Below are 21,652 nucleotides of genomic sequence, written 5' to 3' on the forward strand. Positions count from 1 at the left end.
ATAGGGTCGCCCCTCGCGCGGGGGCGTGGATCGAAACCCGCGCAAGGTCAAGCGCGCCGTCATAGAGCGCGCGTCGCCCCTCGCGCGGGGGCGTGGATCGAAACCGCATCACATCGCCCATGGTCCCCGCGATTGGCCGTCGCCCCCCACGCGGGGGGGCGGGCGAGGTGGGAGAGACGCTGCCGTGGCTCCGACTTGAAAGGTTGTCCCAGGCCTACCGCCAGCCACTCGCCGAGGCGGCGCCGAAGCGCATCGCGGGCGGAAGCTGGAATATGAAGTAGGGATTGAGCATGGGCACCGCGCTCACCTGGTCGAGACGCTGCTCCTGGTCGTCCGTCAACGCGATATCCAGCGAGGCGATGTTCTGGGCGATCTGCTCGGCGCGGCTCGCGCCGATCAACACGGACGAGACCCCCCGGCGCGTGACGACCCAGGCCAGGGCGACCTCGGCCATCGAGCGACCGACCTCGCCCGCGACAGCCTGGAGCGTGTCCACCACGTCGAAGTTGCGCTCCGTAAACAGCATGCCGCCGAACGGGTTGTCGCCCTTCAGCCGCTCGCTGCTCTCGCTTGCCTTACCCTCGCCGGTCGCTCTCTTGTCGGGAAGGCCCGCCGCCCGCCCGGCCTCGCTCAGCATCTCGCGCCCGTACTTGCCCGTCAGCATGCCGCCGCCGAGCGGGCTCCAGGGCACCATGCCGAGGTCGAATTCCTCACCCATGGGCAGGATGTCGAGTTCGACGCCGCGATCGAGGAGAGAGTACTGGTACTGAAGTCCGATCGGAACGGGCAGGCCGTGCGCCTCAGCCAGGGTCGCGATCTTGGCGACGTACCAGCTCGGCGTGTTGGAGAAGCCGTAGTGCAGGATCTTGCCGGCTCTGACGGCATCGGTCAGCGTCTGGAGAACCTCTTCCGCGGGCGTGATCCGATCCCAGACGTGAACCCAGTACATGTCGATATGGTCGGTGCCGAGACGGCGAAGCGACCCCTCGAGCCCGGCGCGGATGGCCTTCGCCCCATTGCCGCCGCTGTGCGGGTTGCCGTCCTGACGGCGGGCGAACCCGGCCTTGGTCGCGATCACGAGGCGATCGCGCATATTCTTCTCGCGGACGAATGCGCCGACCATCTCCTCGCTCATTCCGCCCGAATAGACATCGGCGGTGTCGATGAAATTGCCCCCGGCCTCGACATAGGCGTCGAACACGGCGCGCGACTGTTCCTGTCCCGAGCCCCAGCGCTCGGCGCCGAACGTCATCGTGCCGAGCGCCAGGGGGCTGACCAGGAGGCCCGAACGGCCAAGCGTGCGGTAATCTTTGAGATCCATCGATCGTCTCCATGCGAACTGGGTTCGATCAACAGATAGAGGATGCCGCCTGACGTGATTAGCGGTTGCGGCTGGCATGGGCTTGTGAGCATCGTGCATGAATGCAGAGAACCGAACTCAACGATCTTCTGGCATTCGAGGCGATTGCGCGCGAGCGCAGCTTCACCCGCGCGGCGGCCCGGCTCGGCATGTCCGCCTCGGCCCTCAGTCATGCCATGCGCGGGCTCGAAGCGCGTCTGGGCGTGCGCCTGCTCTCGCGCACCACGCGAAGCGTTTCGCCAACGGAGGCGGGCGAGCGACTGCTGCGCTCCCTGACGCCGGCCCTTGCCGAGATCGAGGACGGCCTGACGAGCCTTGCCGACTGGCGGGAGACGCCATCCGGCACGGTGCGGCTGACCACCTTCTCCTACGCGGCGGAAACGGTCCTCCAGCCGAAGCTTCCGGCCTTCCTGCTCGCCAACCCGGACGTCAACGTCGAGATCGACGTCGACGACGGCCTGACCAATATCGTCGAGGCCGGCTTCGATGCCGGTATCCGCTTCGGCGAGACGGTCGCCAAGGACATGATCGCGGTCAGGGTGGGCCCGGACCTTCGCACGGTCGTCGTCGGCACGCCGGACTATTTCGACCGTCACCCGAAGCCCGAGACCCCGGACGATCTTCGCCGGCACATCTGTATCAATTATCGCCTGCGCACGAGCGGCGGGCTTCTCCCCTGGGAGTTCGCCTTTGGCGGACGCGACATCAATGTTCGTCCCAGCGGCCAGCTGATCACCAACGACGGACCTCTCGCGGCGGCGGCCGTGCGCGCCGGCGCGGGGCTCGGCTATGTGCTCGAGCATGCCGTTGCCGACGACATTGCCGCGGGCCGCCTCGTCCAGGTTCTGGCCGCCTATTGTCCCGTCTTCCCCGGATGCCGGCTCTACCATTCGAGCCGCCGACAGACGCCGCCGGCATTGCGCGCCATAATCGACGCCTTGCGGGTCAGCGGAGCGTGAGCGCGCTTGCGGAGGCTCACGTCCTCAAACGTTCGATCACGCCCGCTTGGACGGACCCGCACCATTCCTTCCGGGGCGCTGACGATTGTTCGCTGGGATGCCTCGATGAACCGAGAAGGCGGCGCGGCCGGTGTTTGCGAGGGTATCAGCGATTACGCCAGACGACTTCAGAGCAGGTAATGCCGCCTACCTTGGCCGGGGTGGGGGGCGACTTCGGGTGGCTTCCTGACCGGCAGGTTTCGGATGGCGACGCCTAGAAAGCTGCCCTCCATCTGGTCAACGAGCGTTGGCGGCAATGCGCCCTCGTCTCCGCCGTTCGGTTGGGCCGGCGGCCCGCTGTAAAGCCGACGCACCATTCAAGCATCAATTTGACAGCGGGCCACTACGCGGACAGCCCCTCCGCCCTCTGCTGAAGCCACTCGCCGATGAAGGGCCATTCGACAGCCTGCAGCGGGATCGGGTCGCCATCTCGGTACGTATGACTCGCAGACGCGCGGCAAACTCATGCTCGCGTCCGATCCGTTCGTCGCGTTTCGTGCTTAAAGTTCGCCTCCCGTAGGAGGTGGCGCGGCAGGAGCTTGGGGACTCGCTGGCGCAGCTGCTTGCGGCTGCGTCTTGATCCAACTCAGCAGGGCGTCCGTATCGTCGTTGGTCTCTCCGGCTGTGAGATAGGCCTCGATGTGGTGGGCGATATGAATCAGCAGGATGCTTGCTATGGCCTGTAGGTCGCTTCGACTAATTGGCTGCTGTTTCCGATATCCTGGCAGGTCGGTATGAATGGTCGGCCAAGTGCCATGGACCACCCGCGATCGGGCTGTTGTGATGTTTAGAACGAATTTCTCGACCGTGAGGCTGCTGCCCGGTAATATATCCGATTCCTTTAGTCCAAATAGAGCTTCGAAGCTGCTTTTGATCCGGTTTTTGCTGCCCTTCATGTCTTCGGCCCTGAACAGCACTTCAATCGCTGTCTCAAGCTTGACGACCGCAACCGTATCAAGAGTTTCGGCAATGGCTTCGTGGAACCAATAGACGGCATTGCACCAAGCTTCGTCGAGGAGCGGCACCGCGCTAGTGGAGCCGAGATAGCCGGCAAGCCTCCCGCCCATCACTGAAAGCTGTTGGGCGACCTCGGTGCCAGTGACATGCGCGAAAGTTGCGGGGTGAATACCGCGGGCGACTTGATGGTTGCTGATGCTGTGGCGCGTCTGATCGTTCTGGGCCCAGACATCTGCCCGCCACCGGAGGGGGAGGCATGCCGTGGCGCGGGTGATGTTCTCGATATGCAACCCTGGCGCGGCAACTTGTAAGGCGCCAAGCGCGATATCGACGGCAATGTCGGCGATCGCAATAGACTCCTTTTCGGCGCGTCCGGAAACCTCGACTACCGCCATCCATGCAGCGCAACGCTCGTTGGCCATTTGGATCAGCGACCCGAAATTCAAACCGCCGATCTCGTGCTGCGGCGCGTCATTTGCAGCTTCTGGCCAGAACTCCTCGCGGGCGACGCCGAACTGGTCGTGCGGAAAATCCGTCACGTGGTAGAAGTGCACGGGCCCTATAGCGAAGGGCGGCACTTGGTAATCGACCAGGACGCAGGGCACGGCATGTAGCCGTTTTTGGGTCAGCCCAAAGAACCAACTCTCGATAGTCGCGTGGAGACCGTTGAAATCCGCCTCCACCGGGGTTCTGTCGTGGCGGGTCCGCCATGCCGTCGCGACGGCTGCTGCAATCACCTGAGCCAGCGTCGCATTGCTCGTCTGATGGCTACGCTGGCTGCCTTCGGGCCGATAGGATTTTGCTAAGGCATTGATGGAGGCCAGCCCGTCGGCCGAGTATCCGGTCACGTCGCCGGTGCCCCAGTCGATAAAGCCGTTCGCAATCCCGCCAGCTTCCATCATATCGCGAAAACTGTTTGCATCATGCGGTTCTGACCCTGAGCTGCTGACCGTGCGCAGATCCGCAATCGCTTCCGTCGTCGACCTCTTCTGCTCGGGTGTCATGGGCGCTCCGAATTCTGTTGATCATGCGCAAGCCGGAACACAACCTATAATAATGTGCGGCGCCGGCGGATAGGTTCGCTCTTCCACCATGGGCGTCTCGAACCGGACGAACCGCCTCCGGCCCCAACTCGGCCACCTGGAAAGATTTTGTTGAACGGCGGCTTTTGGGGCGTCAAGCGACTGCGTGGGAACGACAACAAAGGGTCGCAAGCGGCCCAACCCCTGGCGAGGAGGGACAGCCCAGGTTGCATCTGCCCGCCCACTCCTGAAAGAAGAGAACGGGCAGATGCTGATCCCTAATCGGCGGCTATGACTCCGCTTTGACGAAAGCCCGCCAGTGGCGATGGAGGGCCGGGACGTCGCCGCTGGTCAGGATCGGCATGGCGCGCTTCAGTTCGTCGTCGCTCCAGTTCCACCAGCGAAGTTCGAGCAGCCGCGCGATGTCGCCATCCTCGAACCGCTTGCGGATGACCTTGGCAGGGTTGCCGCCGACGATGGCGTAGGGCTCGACATCCTTCTTTACCAGGGCGCGAGTGCCAATGACGGCGCCGTCCCCGATCGTGATGCCCGGCATGATGATGGCCTCGGACCCGATCCACACATCGTTGCCGATCACCGTGTCGCCGGCAGGCCGGAACCCGTTCTCCGCTCCGTCGAAGAAGGGGACTTCGGACATCCAGAAGAACGGGAAGGTGCTGATCCAGTCATTCCGGTGTCCCTGGTTGCCGGCCATGATGAAGGCTGCGCCCGAGCCGATCGAGCAGAATGAGCCGATGATCAGTTTGTCGACGCCCTCGTCCGGCAGAAGGTAGCGGGCGCAGTCGTCGAAGCCGTGACCGTGATAATAGCCCGAATAGTAGCTGTAGCGCCCGACACGGAGATTGGGATTGGTGACGAGGCGATCGAGGGTGATGCCCCTGAAGGGGCTTTCGAAGACGTTCTGCATGAAGAGTACCAGTTGTTCGCAAGCCGCGTATGCGGCGACGGTTCACTCGCGCTTGCACGGGTGAACGCCGGCAGACGACCTCTCGGGTCGCTTGCCTCAAGCTCCTCGCGTCAGAGACGCGGAAGCGCGATGCGGTTGGTACTGTGAGCAGCCTTCATCCGGGCATGATGGATCATCCGGCTCGCGATGCCAAGACGGGCCGCATCCGATCCTTCAGACTCCCCAAGAAAGCCCGGTCGGTCGAACTTCAGTCTCGGGTGCTGCGACAGAAAGCTGCACGGCAGCCATGCGTTCGTGGAGGGCGCGCGACAGCGCGGAGCTCTCTACATTGAATGTCGGAAACGGTGCATCGAATAGCCAATTGCGCCGTAGCAACTTGAGAGATCTGCGATGACCGACCTCAATGGCTCCCGCGGCGCCAGCAAGAGCCGCGGTTACGTCCGTGGCATCCTGACACGCCTCGTCGAGGCGCGGCAGAAGCAGGCGGACCGGATGGTCGCCGAGCGCCTGAAGGGCGGCTTCTTCTTCGACGACATTATCTGACCATTGCTCGCCATGGCCGGCTCGGCAGTCGCTTGGGCCCGGCCGTTTGTTCTATAGCGAAGCTCCGGCGCAGACCACGATCTGCTGACCGGTGATGCTGCCGGCCATGTCGGACAACAGGAATGCGGCAAGAGCCGCGACTTCCTCCGGCTTGACCAGGCGGCCCATCGGCGGCATGCGCGGCGCCGATCCTGACCGCTTAGGGTCGCGCAGCATCGGCGTGTCGGTCGCTCCCGGCGCGATCACGTTGACGGTGATCTGGCGCGGCGCGAGTTCGGCGGCCCACGAGCGGGCCATGCCCACCAGCGCAGCCTTGCTCGCCGCATAGAGGCTTCGTCCCGCCAGGCCCGCGGCGACACGACTGCCAACCAAAATGATCCGTCCGCCGTCGGGCAGCGTCGGTGCGAAGTGCTGCACCAGCCGCGCGGCGGCATCGACGTGAAGCGACCACATCAGGCGCCCGTCGTCGCAATCCATCTCACCGAGCGTTCCCACGCGCAGCACGCCGGCCGCATGGACGATCGCGTCGACCGGCTCGATGCCCGACATCGCCTCCGACAGGGCTGCCGTGTCGAGAAGATCGACGGAAACGAAGCCGAGGCGCTCGTGCTCGATTGCGGGTCGGCGGCGCGCCAGGCCGACGACCGACCAGCCGTCGTCCAGCAATCTGCGCGTGATCGTCTCGCCGATCCCGGAACTGCACCCGGTGACCAGGGCCCTGCGAGCTGTCATCGTCTGTCCTTCCACCGTCGTCGGTCTTCCCGTCTGGTCCTGACGCCCATCCCTTTCGTCAGACACGACGCGCCTCGAAGGTCAGATACTTGATGGCCTTCCTGAACCAGGTGTACGCGACATGGATGCGGCCGTCTTCGGTTGCCAGGATCGACGGATAGGAAAGTTCCCGGTTCTTGCTGTCTTTCGAGTTGTTGGACATGCAGTAGCCGTCGCCCTCCTCGAGGTCGTGGCGGACCGGCCAGCTGCGGCCCTCGTCCGCCGACAGCGAAAGCGTCATCGGCGCGCGTGGGGCGCCCCAGAATGCGCGCGGGCCTTCCGTTTCGCCCTGAGCGGGCGCGGCCGGCGCTGCAGCCCCAGCCTCCGGGTCCTCGATCTCATCGTAGAGCGAGACGCGGCGCTCGATGGCGTCGAGCCGGCTTGCGAAGTTGTGAACCATCGCGAGACGCCCGTCCGGTAGCCGTCGGACCTGGATCGAGGAATTGTTGTTGGGTAGCTCGGTGTCCTCGGTCGGGCTCCAGCTTTCGCCGCCATCCTCGGACCAGGAGCGTCGGACGAAATCGGCCCAGCGCGAACGGAAGAAGGCGACCATGCGTTGCCCGCCGAGCGGGACGATGTTCATGTGCACCGCCCCGAGGCTATCCGGCACGTCGACGTGCCGCCAACTGCGGCCCTGGTCCTGCGAAATCTTGACGGCGGCGGTGTCTGCATCCCCGACCCAGGCGACGCCGGGTTCGGTGTGGCAGAGAAAGACCGGCAGCAGCCAGGTGCCGTCCTCGCGCACGACGATCGGCTGACGGATGAACGTTCCCGGCTCGTCGATGAGGGTGTGAATCGGCCCCCAGCTCCGCCCGCTGTCTTCCGAGACGCGCGCCCGAACGATGGAGGTGTCCTGGCGGCCATTGATCTGAGCCGTCCACAGCAGCCAGACCTTGCCGTCGGGCGCGTTGAAGAGCACCGGGTTCTGCTCCGAGCGCGATGCATCCTCCGACAGTTTGACCGGAGCCTCCCAGGCATCGGCCCCGGCGGGTAGGCGCGACATCCAGATCGAAATGTCCGGGATGCCCTCCTGTGTGCCGCCGAACCAGACGCAGGCGAGGTCGCCGTCCGGTAGCCGGGCTAGGTTTGCCGCGTGATTCTGGACGCAGGGCGAGGGAATCAGCGTCTGCAAACCGCCGGAAACGACATCGTACTGAACGAGACGACCGTCGGGTCGGAGACCGTCGGTGCTGGCGTCAAAAGCCGTGGACATGGAAACTCCTTGAGCGACTGCCGGCGATGCATCGAGCCGGCGCGAAGGCGTGCCGCCGTTGCCGGTGGGGCAAGCGGCGGCACGAGAGGGTACGAGGTCATTCGGTTCCGCTGGTCGGCTGCGGCGCCCCGGCCGCAACCGGCGCCTGCCGGCCCGTCAGCTTGGGGCGGACCAGGAAGCACCAGCCGACGAGGCACCAGAAGGCCGCCAGAAGCATGAACCAGCTAGGCTCCAGGCTCTTCACCAGCACGATGCCGACACAGACGATCAGGAACAGGATGCGCTCGATCCACGAGATATGGACGTGCAGGTAACCCTGAATGAAGACTGCCCAGGCGACCGTCGCGCAGAGCATGCCGAAGAAGGCCAGCAGGATATCCGGCACCGGGCCCGACCAGAGCAGGATCGGATCGTTGACGAAGCCGAACGGCATGAGGAAGCTCACCGCCCCGATGCCCGTGGCCAGCATCGCCGTCTTCATCGTGTCGGCCTTGGCCACGCCTGCGGCGGCGAAGGACGCCAAGGCCACCGGCGGCGTCACCATCGACAGCACGCAGAAGTACATGACGAAGAAGTTGGCCGCGAGGCGGTCGACGCCCATGTCGACAAGAGCCGGCACGAACATCACCGAGCCGATGATATAGGCGGCCACCGTCGGCAGGCCCATGCCCATCACTAGGCAGCCCAGCACGATCAGGATCAGAGACAGGTAGAGATGGCCGCCGCCGAGCAACGTCAAGCCCGTCACGAACTTCAGCGCCAGATTGGACTGGGTCGCCACTGCCATGATCACGCCGATCGTGGCCAGCGGGATCGACAGCAAAGCCATCTGCTGGGCGACGTCGAGGCTGATCTCGTAGAGCTTGCGGATGTTGTAGCGCGTACGCTTGAAGATCAGCGGCACCAGCAAGGCGACGATCGACGCGTAGAAGGCGGCGAACGGTGCCGAATAGCCCATGAACAGCAGCGCCAGCAGAAAAAGCGGGCTCGCCAGGAGATGAAGGCGCGGCATGATCGGCGCGACGACCTGCAAGAGGTCGGCGCTCACCGTCCCGACGCCGGACTTGCGGGCCCGGAGGTCGACGACGACGAACAGCGCGAAATAGAACGCCACCGCCGGGATCAGGCCGGCAAGGGCAATCCGCGTATAGGGAATGCCGAGAAGATCGGCCATGACAAAGGCGGCGATGCCCATCACCGGCGGCATGAGCTGACCGCCGGTGGAGCCGATCGCCTCGGTCGCTGCCGCCTGCTCGGCGGTGTAGCCGGAGCGCCGCATCAGCGGGATGGTGAGCACGCCCACCGCCGCCACGTTCGACACCGCCGACCCGGAGATCGTGCCGAACAGGGCGCTGCCGATCAGCGCGGCCTTCGCCGCTCCGCCGGTCAGCCGGCCCGCCGCCATCATCGCGAGGTCGATGAAAAGCTGGCCGCCACCGGTCAGCGCAAAGATCGCGCCGAACATGATGAAGTAGAACACGAAGTTGATGGCGGTCGCCGAGGTGATGCCGAAGATGCCGTCGGTGTTCATCGTGATCATGTCGGTGACTTCCGCGAGGTTGAACCCGCTGAAGCCGAGCGCGCCCGGCAGATAGGAGCCCAGGAAGGCATAGGCCAGGAAGAGCACGATCATCAGAAGGAGGCTCCAGCCGACGCAGCGGCGGACGCCCTCCAGCAACAGCAGCATGCCGACGATGAACGTTGCCTTATCGACGAGATAGACGTCGTCGATATAGGCGAGGCGCATCTCGAGCCTTTCCGTTGCCACGAAGAAGTGGGCGACGATGACGAGACAGGCCGCGACGATAACGACGTCGATCAGGCGCGTCAGGATCGTGCCGAGCGGGCCATCCTCCTTCAAAGGCAGAACCAGCGCCGTGATGGCCATCGCCGTGAAGACATGCACCGAGGCGGCCATGAGCGGCGGATCGGGCCAAAAGAACTGCTTCAGCAGAAAGGCGAAATAGGCCAGCGATAGCGCGACCCGCAACGCCCAGTGAAACTTCGAGTATGACATTTCCTTAAGCCCTTATCGGAAAGGCAAGGGTCCGTGGCGCGTCGCCCGGAGGCGCGCTGGGCACAAGACGGGTTCGGCCGCCCCCGGAGGTTCAGTAACCTCCAGGGGCAGAAGCTGGCTACTTCAGCCAGCCCTGTTCCTTGCAGAACTTCACCGCGCCGGGATGCAGCGTCAGGACCGCATTCTCCTGATTGCAAGAGGCTTCGGGATTCCAGGCCTTCAGCGGCGCGTGCTGATCGACAATGAAGCTGCGGTTCTTCACCAGCGTGCTCAGGACGGTGTAGACGGTGTCTTCCGGAACGTCCTTATTGGCCAGGAAAACCGTGTCGCTGACCGCGGTCTTGTAATCCTGATCAAGGCCCCGGAAGGTGCCCTTGGGCATGTCCTGGGTGGGCAGGCCCTGCTTGTTGAGGGCGGCGATCGTCGCGTCGGACAGCGGGATATAGTCGACGTCGGTGGTCAGCGTCATTTCCGTCACGGTCGCCTGACCGGCGGGGACGTTGTCGATGTAGACGTCGAGCCGTCCGTCCTCGAGCATGCTGGACAGCTGGCCCGGCGTTGCCTGCGTTACGATGCCCTTGTCGCGCAGTTCGTCGAGGCTCGTGCCGAGCGACTGGAAGATCATGTCGGCGATCACGGGAACCTGGCTGCCGTTCGGCTTCATGCCGATCTTGGGCGGCGTCGACGCCTTGAGCATCTCGTCGAGGGACTTGAAGCCCGTGCTCTCGATGTAGCCCTTTCGCGCCAGAACGATGGTGTAAGCCGTCTGAAGACCATTCGTGACGGTGCGAATGTTCTCGGCCTTCTTGCCCTTGTAGATGCTTTCCAAGCCGTCGCGCGCCCAGACCGCTGCGTTCGACGTGGTCCAGCCAAACTCGGCCTTGCCCATGTTGACGGAGGTCGGATTGGCGAAGCCGCCGCCACGCGGAATGACTTCGACGGTGAGATCGGTGTTGTCCTGGATCACCTTGGAGAAGGTCGCCGAGTAGGAGTACCAGCTGCCCCCCGGGTCCATCGCGGCGATTTTGACCGTTTCGGCCGAAGCCAGGTTCGGGGCGAGCGTGCTCATGCAGGTGGCCGCAGCCAGCGCCAACGCGATGCGCATTTTTTTCATAGTGTTTCCTCCACTTTGAAAGCGGCCAGCGGCCGCGGTTGAAATGAATAAGCCCCGTCAGTTCAGCCGTTCGGCGAACTCGCGGGCGAGGGTGGCGACCGTGTCGTCCACCTCCTCCAGGATCGAGATGGGCGCGCGGCTGGGGCCGACCTCCGGCGCGACGTGTCGCAGAGCGCGCTTCGTTTGAGCCGGCCCGAACCCGGCGCTGAACAATTGCTTGCGCAGCGCCCCAAGCCTCTGCTGCAGCATTTCAGCCTCGGCGAGGTCGCCAGCCACGAATGCTTTGAAAATGCCTTGGACCGTGTCAGGGCAGATGTTGGAGAGGCCGGAGACGCAGCCCTCTGCTCCCCCTTTGAGGCCATGAAGGATGAGGCTGTCCGGCCCGACCAGCGTACCGAACGTCGAGCTGCGCACGGCAAGAAAGCCGTCCAGGCTCTCGGCCGAGCCTGCGCTGTCCTTGATGCCGGCGATGTTGCCGTGGCGGCCCAGCCGGGCCGCGGTTTCCGGCGCCACCGTATTCCCGGTGCGGCTGGGGATGTTGTAGATGTAGACGGGAACGCTAAGGGCATCGGCCACAGCGACGTAGTGGGTATAAAGCTCCTCCTGCGTGCAGGGCACCACGAAGGGCGTCACCACCGACACGGCGGAGACACCGGTTGCCTGCACTTCTCGGCCGAGCGCGATGGTCGCGCGCGTCGAGGGCTCTCCAATATGGGCGAGAACCTTGGCCTGGCCTTCGGCTGCCGCCACACAGGCCTCGGCGACCGCGCGCTTTTCGTCGCTGGACAGGCTGAAGAATTCGCCGTTCGTGCCGGCACAGAAGATGTTGTTGCCGGCGGCGGCTTGCCTGCGCACCTGTCGCGTCAGCGCCTCGAGGTTGAGGCTTTCATCCTCGTGGAACGGGGTCACGATGGCGCAAAAGACTCCCCCCAGATTGGTCACGATGCTTGCTCCTGCGAAAGCCGCCCCTTGGCGAGCTGAGTGGCGTAGTCGATGGCGTTGATGAGGCTGAGACAGTCCGCCTTGCCGGTTCCGGCCAGATCGAAGGCCGTGCCGTGATCGACGGAGGTTCGGATGATCGGCAGGCCGAGCGTGATGTTGACGCCCGAGACATTGTCCCAGGCACCCTTGGCGGCGTCGTAGCGGAAGCCGAGAAGCTTGGTCGGGATGTGCCCCTGGTCGTGGTACATGCACACGACGATGTCGTACATGCCGCCGTTAAGCTTCGAAAACACGGTGTCGGCGGGGATCGGCCCGTCGACCTTGATGCCGTCCGCCTGCGCCGCGGCCACCGCCGGCGCGATCTCCTCCATGTCCTCTGTGCCGAACAGCCCGCCTTCGCCGCAGTGCGGGTTGAGGCCCGCGACCGCCACTTTGGGCTCGGCGATACCGATCAACCGGCACGCCTCGTCGGCGAGGCCGATTACTTCGCGCACCCGCGCCTTCTTCACGCGGTCGCAGGCTTCCCTGAGCGAGACATGCGTCGAGACGTGAACGACCCGGAAGTTTCCTTCCGCCAGCATCATCGTGTAGCGCGAGGTTCCCGTGTGGTGGGCATAGATCTCGGTGTGACCAGCGAACTTCAGCCCGGCCTTGGCCAGCGCTTCCTTGTTGATCGGGTTCGTGACGGTGGCGTCGACGTTGTCCGCCTTCGCCAGTTCGATGGCCTTGACGATGCAGTCGTAAGAGGCCTTGCCGCACGCGGCGCTGACCTCGCCCCGCCGCAGCGCCGCCGCATCGACGCCCGCGACGGCAAGAACGTTCATCGTTCCCGCCTCGAAGCGCGCCTCATCGACGCTGTCGATCCGATGGAGGGTCAGGGGTGCGCCAGTAAGGTCGATTGCCGCCTGCATGACGCTCGGCTCTCCGACGATCAGCGGGCGCGACGTCGCCTGGAGACTGTCGTGGGCGAGGGCCTTGGCGGCGATCTCCGGCCCGATGCCGGCGGGATCGCCCATGGTGATTGCGATGATCGGTCGGCTCGTGGCCATCAGATCAGCCTTTCGTAGATCGCTCGGATGTCGGCCGCAGACACGGGCCTGGGGTTCTGGTTGAGCAGGCGCTTCACCGCGAAGGCGCCCTCCGTCAAGGCATCGATGGCATTGGCGGGAATATTCAGGTCGGAAAGCCGCGCCGGGATGTTGAGGCGGCGGATCAGCGAGCGCAGATGATCGAAGAACTGACGAACCGCCTCTCCATCGGAAACTTCCGACCCGACGATGCCCGCGTGGCGCGCCAAGGTGGCGAACCGTGACTGGCAGGCGGTGGCGTTGAATTCCAGCCCGGCCACCATCAGCACGGCGTTGGCGATGCCGTGTGGGATGTGATAGCGGCCGCCCAACGGGTAGGACAGCGCATGGACGATGTTGGTGCCCGAGGCGGCGATGGCGACACCGCCGTAGAAGGCGCCGAGCAGCATGGCCTCGCGCGCCGCCTTGTCGTCCGGGTGCTCGTAGGCCTGGGTGATGTTCTGCAGGATCAGCCGGGCGCCTTCAAGGGCGACGAGATCGCTAAGCGGATTGGCGACCGAGGCCGTATAGCATTCCGTCACGTGGCAGAGCGCGTCGATGCCGGTGGCGGCCGTGACAGCGGCCGGCAGGCTCAAGGTGAGGTCAGCGTCGAGGATGACGTGGTCCGGCAGCAAGGCGGGCCGCACAATGCCGACCTTCAGGTTCTCCTGGGGGCGGGCGACGATGGCGTTCGGCGTCGCCTCCGAGCCCGTTCCGGCGGTCGTCGGAACGAGGATCAAGGGAAGCCGCTGTTCGACCGGGGCGCCCGCAACCAGCTGGTCGACCGTCACGGGAACCGCCAGCATCGCGGCAAACAGCTTGGCCGCATCGAGCACGCTGCCGCCGCCGATTCCGACGACCGCGTCGCAGCCTGCGGTGCGCACTTCGGCGACGAGCCGTTCGATATCGTGGTCGGCTGGTTCCGGCGGCACAGCGCCGGACAGCGTGACGTTCGATCCTTGTTGACGCAACGCATCGAGAGCCTGCTCGATCGCCGCCGTTCCGCGGACCCCGCCGTCGACCACCGCCAGAACGCTCTTGCGCGGTCCGACGAATTCCGCCAGCCGCCCGAGCGAACCCGCTCCGACATGAACCCGTCCGGGAAAGGGCACAGAATACATCAGAACTTCTCCTTAGTGGTCAGCCGCGACAAGGCATCCGGTTCGCCGAAGCCTCCGGCCTTGGAGACCAGGCATGTGCCGTCGAGTCGACCGCCGACGATGAAGCCGAAGGGAATGCCCGGTTCGGCCTCGCCGGCCAGTCGCACCGCCTTGGCGCCAGCGGCGGCAAGCAGATGGGCCGACATGTCGCCGCCGGTCGCGAAGACGTTGCGCTGCGGGGAAACGGTCATGATTTCGAGCGCCGCCGCCGACAGGCAGTCGGCAATGCGCCGCCCGGCCTCGATGGCGGACATGCCGTTTGACGGAGCCGGCGCGCAGCGCAGAAGAATGTGCCGGAATGCTAAGTCGCCTGCTTCCGCCAAGCTCGCCGACGCCGCTGCCAGAGCGCCAGCCGCGTCGGTGAGGGCGCGCTGACCGTCGACCACGATCTCAAGTGGAGTGGCCCGTGTGACGAAGGCATCCGCCTGCGCCTGTGAGACGCTGTTGAGGCTCCCCACCACCATCAGGAAAGGCGCCGCCGGAATGGTGTTGGCAGGGCTGGGTGTCAGCGCCGAGAGGAGGCCGGAGGAGCCGACATAGAGGACGTTTGGATCGCTGGAGAAGATGTCGAGAGCGGCGAGATCCGCATCGGTTTCCGCATCGCAGACGAGGATTGCGACTTCGGCGCTCTGCTGCGCCTCATGAACCGCCGCAACGAGGCGCTCTCCGCCTTCGCGGATGACGTCCAACGGCAGCAGGCGGACCGGCAGATTGGTCTGGCAGGCGATGATTTCACGCACATCCGACGAAAGAACCGGCGTGAACGGGTCGCGGCCGCACTCGGTTTCGGCTAGCGGCACGCCATCGACGAAGGCCATCCCGCCGACAATGGTCCGCCCGCTGTGGGGCAGGGCGGGCGCAACCAGGGCGATCCGCTTGTTTGTGGCCGCCAGGACCGCCGCGATCTCGGCGCCGATATTGCCGCGGAGGGTCGAATCCACCTTCTTGTAGAGGGCGTAGGCGCGGCCATTCAGCGCGGTCAAACTGTCGAAGGTCCGGCGAAAAGCCTCGCCGGCATCAAGGAACCGGCTTTCCGTCGTCAACGCCCAGGCATCGCTTGTCGCCCAGCACTCGATCAGATGCTCGACGGACAACGAGACCTGGGTGGTCATGCCCTGCTTGAGCATGGCGATGGCCGTGTCCTGCGCGCCGGTCAGGTCGTCGGCGAGGATGATGACTTTTCTATCCATGGGAATTTGCTTTGTTCCCCTCCACTCAGCCGCAGCTTTGCAAGGGGGATGCCAAACCGCGCGCGGACCGCATGGCGCGGGGAGAGCGCACACCCATCCCGATGGATAGGAGGTGATCAAGCTTTTGTTTTATCGATAAAAATAGGAATATGCCGGGCTTTGGAAAAAGCTGGAGAAATCCCGCGCAGCGACGCCGGCGATCGCTCTTCCTCTATGGGTGCGTGCTGCCTATGGTGCGATATGCGCAATAATGTAGTATTTTGCATCGGTTCGGTGAGGGAATGACATGAGCGACGCGGCCAAAGTCAACGACATCGTGTTGATCGCGCCCTACCCATCGCTGCAGGGCATCGCCGAGGAGGTTCAACGCGAATGCGCGGTGCCGATCGACATTCTTCTTGGCGACCTTCACGACGGCGTGGAGGCGGCGCGGCGAGCTTTGGCGGCCGGGGCGCGCGTCCTGATCAGTCGCGGTGGCACGGCCCGTCTGATCGAGCAGGCCTTCGATGTTCCCGTCGTCGACATCCGCATCTCGACCTACGATTTCCTGCGTTCCACCCTTGATCTGATTGGCGCCAGCGAGCCGATCGCGGTGGTTGGGTTTGGTGACTTCATCAGGATCGTCCGTCCCATCTCCACGCTGCTCGGCATCCCGACGCGCTTTTTCGAGATCGGCAGCGAGCCGGAGCTTCGCCGGGTGATCGAGGAGATCAAGGTGGAGGGGATCGGCAGTGTCGTCGGAGACACCGTTTCGGTGCGCGTCGCCCGCGAGTACGACCTGAAGGTCCGGTTGATCGAGACCGGCTACGAGGCGGTGCGGGAGGCGATCGAGAAGGCCACCACGATCTTTCAGAACATTCGCCAGCACGTGATCCAGACCGAACAGCTGGAAACGCTTCTGCGCGCCATCGACGAGGGTGCCGTTTTGATCGACGGTGCCGGCACGGTCATCTACTCGCAGATCGCCATGCTGGAGCGCGCCGGCTTCCGCAAGCCGGACCCGATGACGCTGGACGATCTGGGCGCCGAAGTGGCCGGGCTCGCGCGTCTCGTGCTTTCCGGCTCGCAGGCACTGGTCGATCGTCTCGTGGAGATCGGCGGTTCGAACTGGTTCGTCTCCATCCACCCGCTGGCGGCTGCTCCCACCGTGACGACCGGGTGTGTCATCGTCATCCGAGACATCACCCGTATCCGCTCGCTCGATCGCAACGTCCGTCGCCAGATCACCGAGCGCGTGCGGCGCAGCCGGGCGACCTTCGAGGACATCGTGCACTGCAGCGCCGAGATGCAGGAGTGCATTCGCCGCGCGCGCTCCTACGCCCGCACAGAAAGCGCGATCGTGCTGTACGGCGAAACCGGGACCGGCAAGGAGATGTTCGCCCAGAGCCTGCACAACGCCAGCCCGCGCGCGCAAGGACCGTTCGTCGCCGTCAACTGCGGCGCCATTCCGCCGACGCTGATCGAGAGCGAGCTCTTCGGCTACGTCGAGGGTGCCTTCACCGGCGCGGTGCGCGGCGGCAAGCCCGGCCTGTTCGAGCTCGCCCACCAGGGCACAATCTTCCTCGATGAAATCAACGAGCTCGACCTTTCCATGCAGGCGCGTCTCTTGCGCGTCCTTCAGGAAAAGGAGGTGATGCGCGTCGGCGGGTCGAAGATCACACCCGTCAGCATGCGCGTGATTGCCGCCTCCAACGTGCCGCTCGCCGAGGAGGTGGGGCGCGGTCGGTTCCGCCGCGACGTCTATTATCGTCTCAACGTGCTGGCGCTTCACATCCCTCCGTTGCGGCAACGCCATGGCGATGTGCCGCTGCTGCTGAAGACGATGCTCGCGCGCCACGAGAAGGACGGGCTTCCGTCCATGGATGCCCTCACGCCGGCTCTGCTGGATGAGCTGGAAGCTCATGCTTGGCCGGGAAACGTCCGCGAACTCCAGAATTTCGCCGAGCGGTTTGCGGTCTGGGCGGCGACGCTGCGGCGGCCGGGAGAACGGCCGCCGATCGATCTTCTGCCCGACTCCGCCGGGATGGAAGCCGTCACGGCCGTAGTCCCTCCACCCTTGCTCTCAGGAAGCCTGGAGGAGATCGAGCGCCGGATCGTTGCCGCTGTGCTCGATGCCGAAGGCGGCAATGTCAGCCGCGCCGCCAAGCGGCTGGCGGTCGATCGTGGCACCGTGCGCCGCAAGCTCGGCGCGACCTAGAGCATTTCCGGTCGCAAAACCGCTTCACGCTTTTGCTGGAATTGCTCTAGGCTTTGAAGCAGGCGCGGTGGCCGCGCCGCCGCTCACCGGATCACCAGGACCGGAATGGCGCAGGATTGAATCAGCCGGGTCGTGGTGCTGCCGACGATCAGGTTGCGCACGCGCGAATGTCCGTAGGCGCCCATGACCAGCAGTCCGATCTCGTCGCGCTTCACCTGCTCTGTAATGACCTCATCGGCGTCGCCCTTGGCGGTTGCCACCGTGACGTCGTAACCGGCGCCCTGAAGCTGATTCTGTGCCGCATGGAGCCGCTCGCCCGCATCGCCGCTCGGTTCGCCCACCATGAAGAGTTCGCAGGGTACGTCTCGCAGAAGCGGGCTCGCGACCAATCGCTCGACGATCTGCGGCGAGCTTCGACCGCCGTCGAAGGCGACCATGAATCGTTGGAGCGGCTGGAAGGCCCGCGCGGCGACAAGGACCGGCTTCGACAGGCTTCGGATGACCCGCTCGAGATTGGAGCCGAGATGGCCGGTGGCGAAGTCGGCAGCCTCGCCGCGCTTGCCGATGACGACAAGGCGAGCATCTGCTTCGGCCTCCCGGATGGTTTCGGCAAGATCGCCGCGCCGTATTCGGCTCGTCGCCGATATTCCTGCTTCTTGAATGCGCGCGACCGCCTGTTCGGTGACAAGATGCGCTCGTCTGGTGGCGACCTTCGCTTTTTGGGCATCGAGTTCCGCGAGTTCGGCGAGCAGCGCCTCGCGCGCGCCGAACTCCAGACTGCCGCTGAGATCGAACGGACGGCTGGAGGTCTCCTCCCGTCCGATCGCGTGGATGACTTCCACGGGAACCCCGATCTTTCCGGCAGCCCAGGCGGCATGGTCGCAGACGCTCTGGGCGTAGATCGAACCGTCCACGCAGGCCAGGATCTTGGTCATTGTTTCCTCCTCAGTGCGCCGAAAGCTGGTCGAGCGCGTCCGGCTTGTCATGAATGGCCAGCTTATCGACCAGCGTCGCGCTCGCTTCGTTGAGGCCCTGGATCTCCACCTCGGCACCCTCGCGCCGGAATTTCAGCACGACCCGGTCCAGCGCGGCAACGCCGGACAGGTCCCAGATGTGCGCGGTGCTGACGTCGATGACGATGGTCTCGATCGCCTCCTTGAAATCGAAGGCCGAGGCGAAGCGCTCCGTGGAGGCGAAGAAGATCTGCCCTTCAACCCGATAGGTGCGGATACGGCCGTCCGGCGAAAGCTCGGACGAGACCCGGAAGATCTGCGCCACCTTCCAGGCGAAGAACACGCCGGAGAGCATTACGCCGATGAACACACCGATGGCGAGGTTGTGCGTCCAGACCACGGTGATCACGGTCGCCAGCATCACGGCCGAGGATCGGCGGGGGTGCTCGCGCAGGTTCCTGATCGATGTCCACGAGAAGGTGCCGATCGAGACCATGATCATGATGGCCACCAGAGCCGCCATCGGGATCACCGCGACCCAATCGCCGAGGACGACAATCAGGAACAGAAGGAAGATGCCGGCGCTGAAGGTCGACAGTCTGCCGCGGCCGCCGGACTTCACGTTGATCATGGACTGGCCGATCATCGCGCAGCCCGCCATGCCGCCGAGAAAGCCGGTGACGGTGTTGGCGATGCCCTGGCCGACGCACTCGCGGTTCTTGTTCGATCCGGTGTCGGTGAGGTCGTCGACGATTTGCGCCGTCATCAGCGATTCGAGCAGTCCCACCACCGCGACCCCGGCCGAGTAGGGCAGGATGATCAATAATGTCTCGACGTTCAACGGGATGTCCGGGATCAGGAAGAAGGGCAGCGTCGAGGGCAGCTCGCCCATGTCGCCGACCACGCGGAGGTCCATGCCGAAGAACAGCGAGATCGCCGTCAGCACTACGATCGCGATCAGCGGGGAGGGGACGGCCGTGGTGATCCGCGGAAACAGGTAGATGATCGCCAGCCCTGCTGCGACCATGACGTAGGTCATCCACGGCACGCCCACGAGTTCGGGCACCTGCGCCATGAAGATGAGGATCGCCAGCGCGTTGACGAACCCCGTGATCACCGAGCGCGAGACGAACTGCATGGCGTTGCCGAGCTTCAGGAGCCCGAGCGCGATCTGGATCAGGCCCGCGAGAACGGTCGCGGCAAGCAAGTACTGAATGCCATGATCTCGCACCAGCGTAACCATCAGCACGGCGGTGGCCGCGGTCGCGGCGGAAATCATGCCGGGGCGGCCGCCCGTGATGGAGACGAGCACGGCGATGGAGAAAGAAGCATAGAGCCCGAACTTCGGGTCTACGCCTGCAATGATGGAAAAGGCGATGGCTTCGGGAATGAGCGCGAGCGCGACGATGAGCCCCGCGAGGAGGTCTCTGCGCACGTTCCCGAACCACTCTTGGCGGAGCGTTTCAAGGTTCATCGGTGTCTTTGATTGCGCGGGAATCGGATCGTCACCTGAAACGGGACGAGGCGGTCTGGAGTTGGCCGGGGGATCGGCGCCCGGCGTAGCCACCCAACTGAATGGGTCCTTGCGTGGCGCCGTGATGCCATTTCGCCGATGCGAGAGCAAGACCGATTGTCGCAGCGCCCGTCGCGTCATCGATGTCACCGGCGGCGGCAAGGCGGCCCAAATCGACAGCCCGCGCAGATCAATGCGGCGGCGTCGCCCGGTACCCGCGTGCCAGCGGGCGTTCTTCACCTGAAGGTTTGAGCAGCCTTGAATTGTCTCCGTCGGCGCCGATATCGGCGATGTTCGCAACTGGACGATGCCGCGGGCGTAGACCATCGGAGGATGCCGCCGACCTCGATTTGGCCGAGGGATGCGGGGCGATGGGGCTATCCGCTGAACAGGACGTGGAATGAGATTACCGATAGCGATTGCCGCCCTGGCCTGGGCTGGAACGGGTTCCGCCATCGCCCAGGAGGCGACAGCCCCTGTTGATCCTGAGAGCGAGGCGCCCCGTCTCGTTCGCGTGTCCCTCGGCGACTGGGGCGTCAAGACAAAGCTTGCCTCGGAACTGGACATCGGCATTGCCGAGGTGCCGCTGACCATCGATATCGATTCCCGCCTCGCAGGCGTCGTCTGTCCGGTTTCTCGCGACGATCTCCAGCAACAGGCGGTGCGCGCCGACCGCTCCTGCGCGGCTAAGACCGTCGTTCCCGAACTGCTCGACGCGGTCACGCGCGAGGTGAAGGGTGAGCAGCCCGAAGACTGAGCAGGGCCGCAGCGATGCAACCGCCGTCTGATCGAGCATGAAATGGTATCGATGCTATCGATTTGGTGGAGCGGAGCGCCTGGAGGTGAGCCGGCATTTCGCGCTCTTTCCAATCCAAGGAAAAGAGGGCGAGCCGTTGCACTGCGCGAGCTTTCTACGAACGCCGTGAAATATGGTGGGATCGGCCAGCCTCACGGCGGCCTAGGGCGGGAGTCGGTCGAGCCGGCGCCCCCTCAGCTCAATGCCGAAACTCGTTTTCAGCGGATCGCGCCGCGTAAAAATCGCGAATAACGATCGATTCCACGCGCCGGTTGTCGACCTTCCCACGGCCAGTGCAACGGTGAATGGCGAGGCTTCCTGGCTCGGGCCGCAAGGCCTGTCAAGGAAAGGATATCGTTATGGAATCCCTGGAAAGCTACGCCAAGCCCAACATGCCAGCGCAGTGGTCGACACCTCTTGCCGGCGCGTGGTTCGCAGCCGTGTCGCGCCTCATGAACCGGCTGATCCGCGCGGAGACCAATCGGCGAGGCCGCCGCGCTCTTCACGAATTGCCAGACTACCTTCTTCGCGACCTCGGACTTTCGCGGTCGGAGATCGACATTGCCGTGTCGAAGGGCATTTCGCGGTCCGCGGACGGGTAGCCGCACTGGAAAGCTGATCGCTCGCATAATGCCAAGGGGTTTCGGCGCCGTCGCGTCGAAGCCCCTTTTTGTCGATGTCCGAAATCGGAGCGGACGCAGGCTCAGGCCAGCCCGATCTCTCTCGCTGCACGCCGGAACAGTGCGGCGGCATCCTCGGCAAACCGGAAGGTGGCGAGGAAATCATCGACGCGGTAGTTGGGCAGCGTCGCGCGGATGACGGCGGCTAATGCTCGCCCTTCTTCAACGCGCCCGGCGAGCGCGAGACAGTGAGCCGCGATCGCCAGGATGACCACGTGCGCGTTGGGCCGC

Annotated in this window: 19 protein-coding genes and 1 other annotated feature; of the genes, 5 read left to right on the plus strand and 14 right to left on the minus strand. The window is 64.7% G+C overall.

Going from position 1 to position 21,652, the window contains the following annotated elements:
* Positions 1-214 precede the first annotated feature (214 nt).
* Positions 215-1,321: an aldo/keto reductase gene (locus tag B5D38_RS18395; RefSeq protein WP_078709921.1), complete on the minus strand. Its 1,107-nt coding sequence runs from the start codon at positions 1,319-1,321 to the stop codon at positions 215-217.
* Between the two features lie 101 nt (positions 1,322-1,422).
* Between B5D38_RS18395 and B5D38_RS18400 the strand changes: the two genes are divergently transcribed.
* A complete protein-coding gene (locus B5D38_RS18400) occupies positions 1,423-2,319 on the plus strand; it encodes a LysR family transcriptional regulator (protein ID WP_078709922.1) in 897 nt (298 codons plus the stop codon).
* Positions 2,320-2,858: 539 nt separating this feature from the next.
* Here the strand turns inward: B5D38_RS18400 and B5D38_RS18405 are convergent.
* Together B5D38_RS18405 and catB are read right to left on the minus strand one after the other, a co-directional pair.
* A complete protein-coding gene (locus B5D38_RS18405; protein WP_078709924.1) occupies positions 2,859-4,319 on the minus strand; it encodes a HEPN domain-containing protein in 1,461 nt (486 codons plus the stop codon).
* Between the two features lie 307 nt (positions 4,320-4,626).
* A complete protein-coding gene (gene catB / locus B5D38_RS18410; RefSeq protein ID WP_078709925.1) occupies positions 4,627-5,265 on the minus strand; it encodes a type B chloramphenicol O-acetyltransferase in 639 nt (212 codons plus the stop codon).
* 390 nt (positions 5,266-5,655) lie between these two features.
* Here catB and B5D38_RS22260 point away from each other — a divergent pair, with 390 nt between their 5' ends.
* Positions 5,656-5,808, plus strand: coding sequence for a hypothetical protein (locus B5D38_RS22260; RefSeq protein WP_165690904.1), 153 nt, complete (start codon positions 5,656-5,658; stop codon positions 5,806-5,808).
* A 51-nt stretch (positions 5,809-5,859) separates the two neighbouring features.
* Here B5D38_RS22260 and B5D38_RS18415 read toward each other — a convergent pair whose 3' ends face one another.
* The 8 genes from B5D38_RS18415 to B5D38_RS18450 all read right to left on the minus strand — a co-directional run bounded on the left by B5D38_RS18415 (position 5,860) and on the right by B5D38_RS18450 (position 15,282).
* Positions 5,860-6,540 carry an SDR family NAD(P)-dependent oxidoreductase gene (locus B5D38_RS18415; protein WP_078709927.1) on the minus strand — a complete coding sequence of 227 codons (681 nt, stop codon included), beginning with the start codon at positions 6,538-6,540 and terminating at the stop codon, positions 5,860-5,862.
* 58 nt (positions 6,541-6,598) lie between these two features.
* A complete protein-coding gene (locus B5D38_RS18420) occupies positions 6,599-7,792 on the minus strand; it encodes a sialidase family protein (RefSeq protein WP_078709929.1) in 1,194 nt (397 codons plus the stop codon).
* Between the two features lie 97 nt (positions 7,793-7,889).
* A complete protein-coding gene (locus B5D38_RS18425; protein WP_078709930.1) occupies positions 7,890-9,809 on the minus strand; it encodes a TRAP transporter permease in 1,920 nt (639 codons plus the stop codon).
* Between the two features lie 118 nt (positions 9,810-9,927).
* Entirely contained in the window at positions 9,928-10,923 is a 996-nt protein-coding gene (locus tag B5D38_RS18430; RefSeq protein ID WP_078709931.1) for a TAXI family TRAP transporter solute-binding subunit, read from the minus strand.
* A gap of 57 nt (positions 10,924-10,980) precedes the next feature.
* Positions 10,981-11,865 carry a dihydrodipicolinate synthase family protein gene (locus B5D38_RS18435; protein WP_078709932.1) on the minus strand — a complete coding sequence of 295 codons (885 nt, stop codon included), beginning with the start codon at positions 11,863-11,865 and terminating at the stop codon, positions 10,981-10,983.
* The gene (gene pdxA, locus B5D38_RS18440) at positions 11,862-12,914 is read right to left on the minus strand and encodes a 4-hydroxythreonine-4-phosphate dehydrogenase PdxA (protein ID WP_078709933.1); all 1,053 of its coding nucleotides are present in this window, start codon (positions 12,912-12,914) and stop codon (positions 11,862-11,864) included. The genes B5D38_RS18435 and pdxA overlap by 4 nt, the downstream gene beginning before the upstream one ends.
* Positions 12,914-14,053 (minus strand): iron-containing alcohol dehydrogenase, encoded by a 1,140-nt coding sequence (locus tag B5D38_RS18445; protein WP_078709934.1) that lies wholly within the window; start codon positions 14,051-14,053, stop codon positions 12,914-12,916. The genes pdxA and B5D38_RS18445 overlap by 1 nt, the downstream gene beginning before the upstream one ends.
* Positions 14,053-15,282, minus strand: a complete 1,230-nt coding sequence (locus B5D38_RS18450; protein ID WP_078709935.1) for a four-carbon acid sugar kinase family protein — start codon at positions 15,280-15,282, stop codon at positions 14,053-14,055. The genes B5D38_RS18445 and B5D38_RS18450 overlap by 1 nt, the downstream gene beginning before the upstream one ends.
* Before the next feature lie 286 nt (positions 15,283-15,568).
* Here B5D38_RS18450 and B5D38_RS18455 point away from each other — a divergent pair, with 286 nt between their 5' ends.
* On the plus strand, positions 15,569-17,479 hold the full coding sequence (locus B5D38_RS18455; protein ID WP_078709936.1) for a sigma 54-interacting transcriptional regulator: 1,911 nt from the start codon (positions 15,569-15,571) through the stop codon (positions 17,477-17,479).
* 83 nt (positions 17,480-17,562) lie between these two features.
* On the opposite strand, the gene B5D38_RS18460 is transcribed toward B5D38_RS18455, so the two are convergent.
* Both B5D38_RS18460 and B5D38_RS18465 read right to left on the minus strand, forming a co-directional pair.
* On the minus strand, positions 17,563-18,414 hold the full coding sequence (locus B5D38_RS18460; RefSeq protein WP_078709937.1) for a universal stress protein: 852 nt from the start codon (positions 18,412-18,414) through the stop codon (positions 17,563-17,565).
* A gap of 10 nt (positions 18,415-18,424) precedes the next feature.
* Positions 18,425-19,906, minus strand: coding sequence for a SulP family inorganic anion transporter (locus B5D38_RS18465; protein WP_078709938.1), 1,482 nt, complete (start codon positions 19,904-19,906; stop codon positions 18,425-18,427).
* Between the two features lie 59 nt (positions 19,907-19,965).
* Positions 19,966-20,018 (minus strand) — a sequence feature (sul1 is cis-regulatory element that is thought to sense ions involved in sulfur or methionine metabolism; They are found in Alphaproteobacteria).
* 327 nt (positions 20,019-20,345) lie between these two features.
* On the opposite strand from B5D38_RS18465, the gene B5D38_RS18470 reads away from it, so the two are divergent.
* Complete coding sequence (locus B5D38_RS18470; protein ID WP_078709939.1) at positions 20,346-20,702, plus strand: hypothetical protein; 357 nt, start codon at positions 20,346-20,348, stop codon at positions 20,700-20,702.
* A gap of 398 nt (positions 20,703-21,100) precedes the next feature.
* Positions 21,101-21,343 carry a DUF1127 domain-containing protein gene (locus B5D38_RS18475; protein WP_165690905.1) on the plus strand — a complete coding sequence of 81 codons (243 nt, stop codon included), beginning with the start codon at positions 21,101-21,103 and terminating at the stop codon, positions 21,341-21,343.
* Between the two features lie 101 nt (positions 21,344-21,444).
* Here B5D38_RS18475 and B5D38_RS22790 read toward each other — a convergent pair whose 3' ends face one another.
* Positions 21,445-21,636, minus strand: a complete 192-nt coding sequence (locus B5D38_RS22790; protein ID WP_342587367.1) for a hypothetical protein — start codon at positions 21,634-21,636, stop codon at positions 21,445-21,447.
* Positions 21,637-21,652: the final 16 nt, after the last annotated feature.

This window comes from Consotaella salsifontis (assembly GCF_900167365.1).
Classification (GTDB): Bacteria; Pseudomonadota; Alphaproteobacteria; order Rhizobiales; family Rhizobiaceae; genus Consotaella; species Consotaella salsifontis.